Here is a 13491-nt window from a genome sequence, read left to right as displayed (position 1 = left end):
TTGGTAAGAAAATTCTGCGGGTACTTATAGCAGCCCCTGCAAACGCCTGGCGGCCTCTTCTCCGGCAAACCATTCCACCAGGAAATCGAGCAGTGCGCGCAGCTGGCGGGACTGATGCTGGCGCGAAGTATAGATGGCAAAAATCCCCAGGCTGTCGAGCTGAAACTCCGGCAGCAGCGCAACCAGCCTGCCGCTCTCCAGCAGTGCCCCCACGCTGTGCAGCGGCTGCATAGAAATGCCCGCCCCGGCCAGCGTGGCGCTCAGCAGTATCAGCGAGTCATTGGCGCTGATACTGCCGCTGACCGCGACCGTGTCGTGCTCCTCCCCCCGACTGAAGTTCCACAGGCTTTTGCCAAAGTGAGAATAGGTCAGGCAGTTGTGGTGCACCAGCTGCTCAGGGTGCTGCGGTGTGCCCTCCCGGGCCAGATAAGCTGGGGTGGCGCAAATCACCGACTCGCAGGCGCTAAGCGGGCGGGCAATCAGGTTAGGCTCCAGCTGGCCGGTAATACGCAGCGCCAGATCGATACGCTCCTCCACCAGATTCACCAGCTGGTTGCTGGAGTGAAGATCGATGCGAATGCGCGGATAACGCTGCTGAAAGGCGGTTATCGCCGCGGCCAGCACGCTGTTGCCCAGCGATAGCGAACAGGAAATCCGCAGCAGCCCGGCGAGCGCTTCCCCTTCAGGCTGGTTGCTCTGTTCTATTTCACCTGCCAGCTGTAGCAGCTGCCGACATCGCACCAGCGCGTGCTCGCCGACCGGAGTCAGGCTCAGCCGACGGGTGCTGCGGTGCAACAGTCGCGCGCCGGACCACGTTTCCATTTCGCTCAGATAACGGGTGATCATCGCCCGCGACATGCCGAGTACATCCGCCGCTGCCGTCAGGCTGCCGCGCTGAACAATGGTGATAAATACATTTGCCGCCGTGAGTCTGTCCATCATATGCCCGTTTTATGCAACAATCTGTTGCCTGATAGTCGGTTTATTCCGCGGGATATGCAACCTACACTGGTTATTTTCCGGTTAAGGTCATTCCAAATGAAAACTCGTTTCGCCCTGCTGCTGGCTTTTGCCGCCAGCCCGTCACTGTATGCTGCCCAATCGCTCAATCTTGACATCTACAATCCGGGAGAAAACAGCATTTTTGCCGTTTCATCGGAGATCATCACCGGCCCGACCGAAGCCGTATTGATCGATGCTCAGTTCCAGCGCAACGATGCCGAAGAGCTGGTGAAGCGCATCAAAGCCAGCGGTAAGCGCCTGACCACCATCTTTATCAGCCAGTCGGACCCGGACTATTATTTCGGTCTGGACACCCTGCACCGCGCCTTCCCCGACGCGAAAATCGTCGCCACCGCACCGACCGTTGAGCTGATCAAGCAGACTAAAGACGGCAAGCTGGCCTTCTGGGGTCCGAAGATGGCCGACAACGCGCCGCAGTCGCTGATTGTGCCCGAGGTGATTCAGGGCGACAGCTTTAAGGTTGATGGCGAGACGGTAGAGATTAAAGGCCTCAAGGGGCCGCAGCCGCACGACAGCTATCTGTGGGTTCCGGCGCTAAAAACCGTGCTGGGTGGCGTAGTGGTGTCCGGCAATAATATTCACGTCTGGCTGGCGGATGCGCAGAGCAAAGCAGAACGCTCGGCGTGGCAGCAGAAGCTGGAAGATATCAAGGCGCTGAAGCCGACCCACGTGATACCGGGGCACTTCCTGCCTGGGGCTGAACAGAATCTAACCTCAGTGAATTTCACCCTGCGCTATCTGCAAACGGCTGAAGCGGAGCTGGCAAAAACCAAAGACTCGCAGGCATTTATCAAAGCGATGAAGCAGCACTATCCGCAGCTGAAAGATGAGTCTTCACTGGAACTGAGTGCGAAGGTGCTGAAAGGCGAAATGAAGTGGCCGCAGTAGTCGGTTAAGTGCACAAATTATCGCCTGGCCATCGCGCCAGCCGGACGTAAAAAAGCCCCGTCATGACGGGGCTTTTTTCAATCTGTCCGCAGCCGCGCAGGCCGCTGCGAACCGTCAGTCATTACTGACCTTTAACTTCTTTCAGACCGTTGAATGGTGCACGGTTGCCCAGCGCTTCTTCAATACGCAGCAGCTGGTTGTACTTAGCAACACGGTCAGAACGGCTCATAGAACCGGTTTTGATCTGGCCCGCTGCAGTACCTACCGCCAGGTCAGCGATGGTTGCATCTTCGGTTTCGCCTGAACGGTGAGAGATAACCGCAGTGTAGCCAGCATCTTTCGCCATTTTGATCGCAGCCAGAGTTTCGGTCAGAGAACCGATCTGGTTGAATTTGATCAGGATGGAGTTAGCGATGCCTTTCTCGATGCCTTCTTTCAGGATCTTGGTGTTGGTTACGAACAGATCGTCACCAACCAGCTGGATTTTGTCGCCCAGCACTTTGGTCTGGTATGCGAAACCAGCCCAGTCAGATTCGTCCAGACCGTCTTCGATAGAAACGATTGGGTACTGTTTGGTCAGATCTTCCAGGAAGTGAGTGAACTCTTCAGAAGTGAAGGCTTTGTTGCCTTCGCCAGCCAGTACGTATTTACCGTCTTTGTAGAACTCAGACGCTGCACAGTCCATCGCCAGGGTAACATCTTTACCCAGCTCGTAACCTGCTGCTTTAACCGCTTCAGCGATAACAGCCAGTGCTTCTGCGTTAGAACCCAGGTTAGGCGCGTAGCCACCTTCATCACCCACAGCGGTGTTCAGGCCTTTCGCTTTCAGTACTTTAGCCAGGTTGTGGAAAACTTCAGAACCGATACGGATCGCTTCTTTGATAGTTTTCGCGCCAACAGGCTGAATCATGAATTCCTGGATGTCGACGTTGTTGTCGGCGTGCTCACCACCATTGATGATGTTCATCATTGGCAGTGGCATAGAGAATTTGCCCGGGGTGCCGTTCAGTTCAGCAATGTGCTCGTACAGTGGCTGACCTTTAGAGGCAGCTGCGGCTTTAGCAGCAGCCAGAGAAACAGCCAGGATGGCGTTAGCACCAAACTTGGATTTGTTCTCGGTACCGTCCAGATCGATCATAATCTTGTCGATGTTTGCCTGGTCTTTTGCATCTTTACCGGTTACCGCTTCAGCGATAGGACCGTTAACGGCTGCAACAGCTTTAGTTACGCCTTTACCCAGGAAACGAGATTTGTCACCGTCACGCAGTTCCAGGGCTTCACGGGAACCGGTAGAAGCGCCTGATGGAGCTGCTGCCAGACCAACGAAACCGCCTTCCAGATGCACTTCGGCTTCAACGGTCGGGTTTCCACGGGAGTCGATGATTTCGCGACCGATGACTTTAACGATTTTGGACATTAGTTTTTCCTCAGTACAAGTTAGCTTAAACTTAGACACACCACCTGAAACCCTGCGGCATCAGGTGGTTATGAAAATACTTATTTTGCCAAACGCTTTTGGTACTCGCTGGCGGCTTTTACAAAGCCACTGAACAGCGGGTGTCCGTCACGAGGTGTTGAGGTGAATTCCGGATGGAACTGACACGCAACAAACCATGGGTGGTTAGGGATTTCAATAATCTCAACCAGCTGGTCATCCCCGGAGCGGCCTGCAACACGTAATCCCGCTGCTTCAATCTGCTTCAATAGCATATTGTTGACTTCATAACGATGACGGTGACGCTCAACGATGGTGTCGCTGCCGTACAGCTTGCGCACCAGGCTGTCGTCGGTCAGCTGACACTGCTGGCTGCCCAGGCGCATGGTGCCGCCCAGATCGCTCTGCTCGGTACGCTGCTCAACGTTGCCTTCTTCATCACGCCATTCGGTGATCAGCGCAACAACCGGATACTTACAGTCAGGTACGAACTCGGTAGAGTTAGCGCCTTCCATATGGGCTACGTTACGAGCGAACTCCATCAGCGCAACCTGCATACCCAGGCAGATACCCAGGTAAGGGATGTTGTTTTCGCGAGCGTACTGCGCGGTCATCAGTTTGCCTTCCACACCGCGATAGCCGAAGCCACCAGGGATAAGAATAGCATCCAGACCTTTCAGCACTTCCACACCGCGTGTTTCAACATCTTGCGAATCGATCAGTTTGATGTTGACGGTGACTCGGTTTTTCAGGCCGCCGTGCTTCAGCGCTTCGATTACGGATTTGTAAGCGTCAGGCAGTTCGACATATTTGCCGACCATACCGATGTTCACTTCGCCACCCGGATTGGCTTCTTCGTAAATCACCTGCTCCCACTCGGCCAGGTTGGCTTCCGGTGCGTTCAGGTTGAAGCGTTTACAGATGTAATCATCCAGGCCCTGAGACTTCAGCATGCCTGGGATTTTGTAGATTGAATCAACATCTTTCAGTGAGATAACCGCTTTTTCCGGAACATTACAGAACAGGGCGATTTTCGCACGTTCGTTAGCCGGTACGGCGCGATCTGAACGGCAGATCAGCACATCAGGCTGAATACCGATAGACAGCAGTTCTTTCACTGAATGCTGAGTAGGTTTGGTTTTCACCTCACCCGCTGCCGCCATATACGGCACCAGAGTCAGGTGCATATACATGGTGTGTTCACGGCCGACGTCTACCGCCATCTGGCGGATCGCTTCGAGGAACGGCAGGGATTCGATGTCGCCCACAGTACCGCCAATTTCCACCAGCACGACATCGTGGCCTTCGCCACCTTCAATGATGCGTTCTTTAATGGCATTGGTGATATGCGGGATAACCTGAATGGTCGCACCCAGATAGTCGCCGCGACGCTCTTTGCGCAGGACTTCAGAGTAAATACGGCCAGTCGTGAAGTTGTTACGACGGCTCATCTTGGTACGGATGAAGCGCTCGTAGTGACCGAGATCCAGATCGGTTTCCGCGCCGTCATCAGTGACGAACACTTCGCCGTGCTGAGTTGGGCTCATGGTACCTGGGTCCACGTTGATGTACGGGTCCAGCTTCATGATGGTCACGTTAAGACCACGCGCTTCGAGGATGGCGGCCAGGGAGGCTGCGGCAATGCCTTTACCCAGAGAGGAAACGACCCCGCCGGTCACAAAAATATAGTTCGTTGTCATGCTGAACCTGAGAATGTAGGTTTAAAGACGATGGAATGAATAACCAGGACGGGAAAATAGTATACCCGAAACCCCTGTTGCCGACAATTAATCGTTTCCATGTTGTGACTATTCCACCGCTTTTACCACTCTGAGACTACCTGATTTCTTAATTCAGGATGTTGATGTGCGTCACATTTTTGTTGAATCGTGTCAGCCAATTATTCCTTGAATTTGACCTGTTGCCACGCGGCTTCCATCTGTTCCAGCGTCGCCTGCTGCATTTCCAGGCCCTGTTCGGCGATAATTTGCTCAACCTGACGGAATCGACGCTCAAACTTGATATTGGCCTTTTGCAGCGCGGTTTCCGCCTTTTTTCCCAGATGGCGCGATAGATTCACCGTGGCAAACAGCAGGTCGCCGATCTCCTCTTCCAGCTTGTCCTGGTCGACAACCGCCTGTTGAGCCTCGTGCATCACTTCATCGATCTCTTCGTACACTTTACCCAGCACCGGTCCCAGCGTATCCCAGTCAAAGCCAACGCTGTTGCAGCGTTTCTGGATTTTATGCGCACGCATCAGCGCGGGCAGCGCATGTGGGATATCGTCCAGCACCGAGTGCTGTGCTTTTTCCGCGCGCTCATCGCTTTTGATTTTTTCCCAGTTCACCAGCACTTCGCCGCTGTCGGCCACTGTCGCACCGGCAAAGATATGTGGATGGCGGCGTTCCAGCTTGTCGCTGATGGCGTTGCAGATATCGTCGAAGTTGAAACGCCCTTCTTCCTGCGCCATCTGGGCGTAAAACACCACCTGGAACAGCAGGTCGCCAAGTTCACCGCGCAGGTCGTCGAAGTCGGCGCGGTCAATAGCGTCGATAACTTCATAGGTTTCTTCCAGGGTATAGGGGGCGATGGTGGCATAGGTTTGCTGGCGATCCCACGGGCAGCCGTGTTCCGGATCGCGCAGGGTTTTCATGATGCCCAGCAGGCGATCGAGAGCGTTCATAGTGGTGAGTCCTTGTTGTAGGAATAATCAATGGAATGAGGATAACCGTTATTGAGCTTTCGAGATGCTTCCGGTCTCGTGCTCGGGCGACCGTTATGGGGCAGAACGCCGAGCCGCCGTTAACACGTCCGTGTGGGCTTGGCTGCGGCCTCCCTGCCGCAGACACTCGGCTTTTCTGCCCCATAACGTTCACCTTCATATCATCGTGTTGCGGCGATATAAAAACGAAATTGGTGAACAATTTTGGGATTGTAGCAAAAAGCTGAGCGATATTGATGTCATAACCCGGGGCCAATCTTATCAGCCCCGCAAAATTCAGCTTGCAAGTAACAACGCAGGAAAAATCAACAAAGTGGTGCTAATTGGCAATTACGGGATTCTGGCAAAAAGAGTGGGATAATATTGATTTCATTACTTTTGCGAAGATCTAACTTATTCGGCCTGTACGTTCACCATACGGATGAACGTGTCGCGATAATCTTCCGATCGCGCTCGCTGTAAAGAACTCATACTGCTCTCAGGAACACAGGTTTCTTCTTCCAGCTTTGGTTCTGGTCGCAATCGCAGAGCAATTCCAGCTCCAGCTCCAGCATCATACGGGACATCGATATAGCGACAACACTCAACCAGCCAACCAGCAATAGGTTCACTGCAACAACATACTTTCCAGGAGACACAAGACCAACAGAGAGAATTCGGTTTAACTCACAGCAACACAAAAGTCGTTAAGCAATCGGTGCAGGCGGGCTTCGCGGACCGTCGGGCGCATGGACGCGCCCGTCGAGCCTATAGGGACATATTCACGGCGAGTCCGCGAAGCCCGCCTGCACCGATAGGCCAACCGCCGATCGCGCCGCAACAATCCCGCCCGTTGAACCTACAAGGACATATCCACGGCGAGTCCGCGAAGCCCGCCTGCACCGATAGGCCAACCGCAGATCATGCAGCGACGAAACACCCAGCCACGACGCAACCAGCAGCCATCACCAACTATCAGTGCAAACGCTTCGCATCAATAATATCCGGCACCTGATTCAACCGCGCCAGCACCCGGCTCAGCACCTGCTGATTGTAAATCTCAATATCCATATCAATCGTTGCCAGCTGCTTACGAGTATCGCTGTGGCTGGACACGCCCAGCACGTTAACCTTCTCGTTGGCCAGAATCGTGGTGATATCACGCAGCAAACCGCTGCGATCGTTGGCCGTCACCCGCACCACCAGCGAATAACCGCTGGAATAGGTTTCCCCCCACACCGCATCCACAATACGCTCCGGCGCATGCGACATCAGATCGGCCAACTGATCGCAGTCGGCGCGGTGAATGGAAATACCGCGGCCCTGAGTAATAAATCCGGTAATGTCATCGCCCGGGATCGGCTGGCAGCAGCGGGCAATATGGTGCATCAGATTGCCAACCCCCTCGACAACCACCCTGCCGCTCTCTTTACTGCGCGGCACGCTGTTCGAGGTTTTCTGCGTCAGCTGGCGCAGCGCTTCGCGATCTTCTTCTTCCGCACTCGGCTTATTCAGCTTCGACTGCAGATAGTTGCTCATCTGATTGAGGCGCACATCGCCACCGCCAATAGCCGCCAGCAGTTCATCGAGCGTGTTAAAGTTGTAGCGCGGCAGCAGCAGTTTCTCTGCATCCTTGAGATTGATATCCAGGTGATCCAGTTCGTTATCCAGGATCTGCCGACCGGCAATAATATTCTTGTCACGATCCTGCTTGCGGAACCAGGCATGGATCTTCGAACGCCCGCGGCTGGTCGTCACGTAGCCCAGATTGGGGTTCAACCAGTCGCGGCTCGGATTCGGCTGCTTCTGGGTGATAATATCGATCTGATCGCCCATCTGCAGCTGATAGGTGAACGGCACAATGCGGCCACCGATTTTGGCACCGATGCAGCGGTGGCCGATATCGCTGTGAATATGGTAAGCGAAGTCCAGCGGCGTGGAACCGGCGGGCAGATCCACCACATCGCCTTTTGGGGTAAATACATAGACCCGATCGTCGAACACCTGGCTGCGTACTTCGTCGAGCATTTCGCCGGAATCGGCCATCTCTTCCTGCCAGGTAATCAGCTTACGCAGCCAGGCAATACGCTCTTCATGGCCGGACGCACCCCGCACGCTGCCGCCCGTTCCGCCCTCTTTATACTTCCAGTGTGCCGCTACGCCCAGCTCGGCATCTTCATGCATCTGACGGGTACGGATTTGAATTTCAACGGTTTTGCCTTTCGGCCCCAGCACCACGGTATGGATCGACTGGTAGCCGTTCGGTTTTGGGTTAGCGACATAGTCATCAAATTCGCTGGGAAGATGGCGATACAAGGTATGCACAATCCCTAGCGCGCCGTAGCAGTCCTGCAGGCGTTCGGCTACGATGCGCACCGCACGTACGTCGAACAGCTCATCGAAGGCCAGCGATTTTTTCTGCATCTTACGCCAGATGCTGTAGATGTGTTTCGGGCGACCATACACCTCGGCCTTAACACCCTCTTTGACGATTTCGTCACGCAGCGACTGTACGAACGTATCAATATAATCTTCGCGATCGATACGGCGTTCATGCAGCAGTTTAGCAATACGTTTGTATTCATCAGGATGCAGGTAGCGGAAACAGAAATCTTCCAGTTCCCACTTCAACTGGCCAATCCCCAGCCGGTTAGCCAGCGGAGCATAGATATTGGTACACTCTTTCGCCGCCAGTACGCGCTCATCTTCCGGCGCATCCTTGACCTCGCGCAGGTGCGCAATACGTTCGGCCAGCTTAATTACCACGCAGCGGAAATCTTCCACCATCGCCAGCAGCATGCGGCGAACGTTATCGACCTGCTCGGAGGCCATGGAGTCATTATGGGTGGCTTTCAGCTGGCGAATCGCATCCATATCGCGCACGCCGTGGACCAGCGATACGATGGGCTTGCCGAAATGTTCTTCCAGCACGGCTTCCGGCACCACATTAGCATCGGCCAGCGGGAACAGCAGTGCCGCCCGCAGCGTCTCGTTGTCCATGCTGAGCATGGAGAGGATTTCCACCATTTCAACACCGCGCCACAGCAGAAGCGCGGCATCAGGATGCCCTTGGGTTGCGGTTTCACAATAGCGCCACGTTTCGGCCAGGCGTTCACATGACTGCGGGTTGGCGATCCCCAGACTGGTGATCCATTGGTCGAGGGCAAACTCGCCAGCCGTATTCAGATGTGCACTTCTTACCGCAACCATATCCTCTCCTGGCATAGCCCCGTTCGGGGCTTATTTTCGGCTAAACAGCACCATGGATTCCAGATGCCCGGTATGTGGGAACATATCGAGCATTGTCACCCGCTCCAATTGGTAGCCGGACTTCAGCAGTACCTGACTGTCCCTGGCCAGTGTTGTCGGGTTACAGGAAACATAGACCACGAGTTCCGGCGCAAGTTTAACAATATGCTCCATCACCCCGGCGGCTCCGGCGCGCGCCGGGTCCAGTAACACCTTATTGAATCCTTCGCCAGCCCAGGGCTGACTTGTCACGTCTTCTTCAAGGTTATGTTGGTAAAACGCGACATTGTTCAGATTATTTAATGCTGCATTATACGCAGCCTTTGCCACTAATGCTGCAACACCCTCCACACCCACGACATTTTCAGCCAAATTTCCCATAGGCAGGGTAAAATTGCCCATTCCGCAGAACAGATCCAGCACCCGATCGTGCGGTTGCAGGTCCAGCCACGCCAGCGCACGGGCCACCATCTGCTGATTAACCTCATCGTTAACCTGGATAAAATCTCGCGGGCTGAAGGTCAAACCTAACGGACCGGAATGGATAACCGGCATTTCACCGTTAAGCTGCTCCAGAGTGTCACTATCCGGCGCAAGAAACAGCGACAGTTGATGTTTATGCGAAAACTGTTCCAGTTTTTGACGATCGGCCGCGCTCAGGGCATCAAGATGTCGCAAAACCAGCAGCGGACCGTTATCTGCCAGCACCAGTTCAACGTGGCCAAGTCGCCTGACGGCCTGTAGCCCGCTTAACAATAGATGGAGCGGCTGAATTAACGCATTAAGTTCGGGCTTCAAAATGGGGCACTGGGTGATACTGACCAAATCACTGGAGGCCTGCTCGCGAAAGCCCATCTGCAGAGTCTGTGTTTTTAACTGATAATTCAGGCTCAGACGCGCGCGCCGCCGATAGCCCCATGACTGGCCGGAAATAATATCATCCACCGCGACAGGTGAACCGCTCTCCTTTGAAAGCATATGTGCCAGCGCGCTGGCTTTACTTTGCTGCTGTAGCTCAACCGGCACATGCTGCTGCTGGCAGCCGCCGCAGCGACTATAATGCGGACAGCGGGGCTGAACACGCTGTGGACTAGCCGCCAGAATTCGCTTGACCGAACCCCGGGAGTACTGGCGCTTATCTTCACTGATTTCAACTTCAACCTGTTCACCAGGCAGTGCTCCCTGCACAAAAAGCGCTTTGCCATTATGGCGTGCCACACCCTGACCAAATGCATCAAGATCGTTAACGACAACTGTTATTTTTTGGCGGGTCGTCACGCGCCGTTTTGCAGAGTAGAATTGCGCCATTATTTCATTGCTTCTCAAACGTAGTGCCGAAAAAAATCGGCGTAGCCTACCCTGGCGAGTGATGGAATTCGACCTGTACAGGATAAAATGTCGCAGGAAAGTGGAGCAAGCCGTTTCTCACAGGGAATACTATGACCAAATACAGCCTGCGGGCGCGAATGATGATTCTGATCCTGGCGCCAACGCTGATGATCGGACTGCTGCTCTCAACTTTTTTTGTGGTCAACCGCTATAACGAATTACAGAGCCAGCTCACCGACGCCGGGATCAACATTATTGAACCACTGGCGGTATCCAGTGAATATGGCATGACCTTCCGCAGCCGCGAGTCGGTCCGCCAGCTGGTCAGCCTGCTTCATCGGCGTCACTCAGATATCGTTCGGGCAATTTCCGTCTTTGACGATCACAACAGGCTGTTTGTGACCTCGAACTATCTGCAAAATCCCGATCTGCTGCGTATGCCAGACAATACGCCTCTCACTGCCCGCTATCTGAAGGAGCGTCACGGTAATTCGGTGATCCTGCGAACGCCGATCCTGTCGGAAAGTTACTACCCGGACGAATCACCAGGCTGGGATGCCAAACCAACCGGTAATCCGCTGGGCTACGTTGCGATTGAACTCGATCTGCAATCCGTCAGGCTACAGCAGTATAAAGAGGTGTTTATCTCCACTCTGCTGGTGCTGCTCTGCCTGTGCATTGCCATGCTGTTTGCCTATCGCCTGATGCGGGATGTGACGGGGCCCATTCGCAATATGGTCAGTACCGTAGACCGCATTCGCCGCGGCCAGCTCGACAGCCGAATGGAAGGCTACATGCTCGGCGAGCTGGATGTACTGAAAAACGGCATTAACTCAATGGCCATGTCGCTGACGGCCTATCATGAAGAGATGCAGCAGAATATCGATCAGGCCACCTCCGACCTGCGTGAAACGCTTGAGCAGATGGAAATTCAAAACGTTGAGCTGGATCTGGCCAAAAAACGTGCGCAGGAAGCGGCGCGAATTAAATCTGAATTCCTTGCCAATATGTCTCACGAACTGCGAACACCGCTTAACGGGGTGATCGGTTTTACCCGCCAGACGCTGAAAACCACGCTCAACTCAACCCAACGCGACTATCTGAATACCATCGAGCGGTCGGCCAATAACTTGCTGAGCATCATCAATGATGTGCTGGACTTCTCTAAGCTGGAGGCCGGCAAACTGGTTCTGGAAACCATCCCGTTCCCGCTGCGCGCCACGCTGGATGAAGTGGTGGTGCTGCTGGCGCAGTCGGCGCATGAGAAAGGGCTGGAGCTGACGCTGAATATTCAAAGCGACGTGCCGGATAACGCCATCGGTGACCCATTGCGTATGCAGCAGATTATTGTGAACCTGCTCGGTAATGCGATTAAATTTACCGAGCGCGGCAATATCGATATCCGCGTGGAGAAGCGCGCACTAAGCAACAATCGCATGGAACTGGAAGTGCAAATCCATGATACCGGCATCGGTATTTCTGAAAAGCAGCAGTCGCAGCTGTTCCAGGCCTTCCGCCAGGCGGATGCCAGCATTTCCCGCCGCCACGGGGGCACAGGTCTGGGGCTGGTCATTACGCAAAAGCTGGTGAATGAAATGGGTGGGGAAATTTCCTTCCACAGCCGCCTGAATCATGGCTCCACCTTCTGGTTCCACGTTAATCTGGCGCTGAACCCGAATGCCGCCAGCGATCCCCACATGCTCGACTGCCTTACCGGCCAGCATCTGGCCTATGTTGAATCCAATACCGCCGCGGCTCAGGCGATGCTGGATATGCTGAGCGCCACGCCGATGAAAGTCAGTTACAGTCCGTCGCTCGCCGGTTTGCAAGAAACGCATTACGATGTACTGCTGCTCGGGTTGCCGATTGATGTACATAACACCCAGGAAATTACCGGAGAACAGCTGTCGCCGATGCTACAGCGCGCCAATAGCCTGATCCTTGCGCTGCCTTTCCAGATGCAAATCTATGCTGAACAGCTGAAAGCACGTGGCGTAACCGCCTGTCTGATTAAGCCCCTTTCCATGGCCCGCCTGTTGCCGATCCTGGTGGATCACCACACGCGCGATATTCCCCCTCAGTCCTGCAGCTCACGCCTGTCGATCCGCGTCATGGCCGTAGATGATAATCCGGCTAATCTGAAGCTAATCGGCGCACTGCTGGAGGAGCTGGTTGAACATATTGTCCTGTGCGACAGTGGAGAATCGGCTATTCAACAGGCAAGGCAGCAGAATCTGGACATTATTCTGATGGATATTCAGATGCCGGATATCGACGGTATCCGTGCGAGTGAAGTCATACGCGAACTCCCCCAGCATCAGAACACGCCGATTGTCGCCGTTACGGCACACGCACTGGAAGGGGAACGCGAAAAGCTGGCTAAAGCCGGCATGAATGACTACCTGGCCAAACCGATTGATGAGCAAAAACTGAGTCATCTGCTGGCGCGTTATCTGCCTGCCAGGAAAGAAACCCTGCTTCTGCCGCAGAGTGGCCCTATATCACTGGACTGGGCTCTGGCGTTACGCCAGGCTGCGAATAAGCCCGATCTGGCACGCGATCTGCTGCAAATGCTGGTCGATTTCCTGCCGGAGGTCCGTACGCTGGTGGAACAGTTTATGGAAACCAATAATCCAACAGGTTTGCGTGACATCATTCATAAACTGCACGGCAGCGCCAGCTACAGCGGCGTGCCGCATATGAAAAAGCTTTGCCAGGAACTGGAGCAGAGTTTAATGAAACATGAGGATATCGCCGCCATTGAGCCTGAATTGCTTGAGCTACTGGATGAGATGGATAACGTGGCGCAGCTGGCCAGAGAACAGTTGAAAACATCCTGAATCTGAGCCCGCTAAGCGCAGCGGGC

8 protein-coding genes are annotated in these 13491 nt (G+C 54.3%); 2 read left to right on the top strand and 6 right to left on the bottom strand.

Going from position 1 to position 13491, the window contains the following annotated elements; translation table 11 throughout:
* Positions 1-24 precede the first annotated feature (24 nt).
* Positions 25-939, bottom strand: a complete 915-nt coding sequence (locus IBT47_RS23395) for a LysR family transcriptional regulator (RefSeq protein ID WP_200563412.1) — start codon at positions 937-939, stop codon at positions 25-27.
* Between the two features lie 99 nt (positions 940-1038).
* Between IBT47_RS23395 and IBT47_RS23390 the strand changes: the two genes are divergently transcribed.
* The gene (locus IBT47_RS23390) at positions 1039-1911 is read left to right on the top strand and encodes an MBL fold metallo-hydrolase (protein WP_200563375.1); all 873 of its coding nucleotides are present in this window, start codon (positions 1039-1041) and stop codon (positions 1909-1911) included.
* A gap of 121 nt (positions 1912-2032) precedes the next feature.
* Here IBT47_RS23390 and eno read toward each other — a convergent pair whose 3' ends face one another.
* The 5 genes from eno to rlmD all read right to left on the bottom strand — a co-directional run bounded on the left by eno (position 2033) and on the right by rlmD (position 10604).
* Positions 2033-3328 carry a phosphopyruvate hydratase gene (gene eno, locus IBT47_RS23385; RefSeq protein WP_105593931.1) on the bottom strand — a complete coding sequence of 432 codons (1296 nt, stop codon included), beginning with the start codon at positions 3326-3328 and terminating at the stop codon, positions 2033-2035.
* A gap of 80 nt (positions 3329-3408) precedes the next feature.
* Positions 3409-5046 carry a glutamine hydrolyzing CTP synthase gene (gene pyrG / locus IBT47_RS23380; RefSeq protein WP_105593930.1) on the bottom strand — a complete coding sequence of 546 codons (1638 nt, stop codon included), beginning with the start codon at positions 5044-5046 and terminating at the stop codon, positions 3409-3411.
* Positions 5047-5246: 200 nt separating this feature from the next.
* Positions 5247-6029, bottom strand: coding sequence for a nucleoside triphosphate pyrophosphohydrolase (gene mazG, locus IBT47_RS23375; RefSeq protein ID WP_200563373.1), 783 nt, complete (start codon positions 6027-6029; stop codon positions 5247-5249).
* A 993-nt stretch (positions 6030-7022) separates the two neighbouring features.
* Positions 7023-9257 carry a GTP diphosphokinase gene (relA, locus tag IBT47_RS23370; RefSeq protein ID WP_200563371.1) on the bottom strand — a complete coding sequence of 745 codons (2235 nt, stop codon included), beginning with the start codon at positions 9255-9257 and terminating at the stop codon, positions 7023-7025.
* Between the two features lie 30 nt (positions 9258-9287).
* Positions 9288-10604: a 23S rRNA (uracil(1939)-C(5))-methyltransferase RlmD gene (gene rlmD, locus IBT47_RS23365; RefSeq protein ID WP_200563369.1), complete on the bottom strand. Its 1317-nt coding sequence runs from the start codon at positions 10602-10604 to the stop codon at positions 9288-9290.
* A 131-nt stretch (positions 10605-10735) separates the two neighbouring features.
* Here rlmD and barA point away from each other — a divergent pair, with 131 nt between their 5' ends.
* Complete coding sequence (gene barA, locus IBT47_RS23360) at positions 10736-13465, top strand: two-component sensor histidine kinase BarA (RefSeq protein ID WP_200563367.1); 2730 nt, start codon at positions 10736-10738, stop codon at positions 13463-13465.
* Positions 13466-13491 lie beyond the last annotated feature (26 nt).

This window comes from Erwinia sp. S43, from assembly GCF_016624745.1.
Lineage (GTDB): Bacteria > Pseudomonadota > Gammaproteobacteria > Enterobacterales > Enterobacteriaceae > Erwinia > Erwinia coffeiphila.
This window is presented reverse-complemented; position numbering and strand designations above follow the sequence as displayed.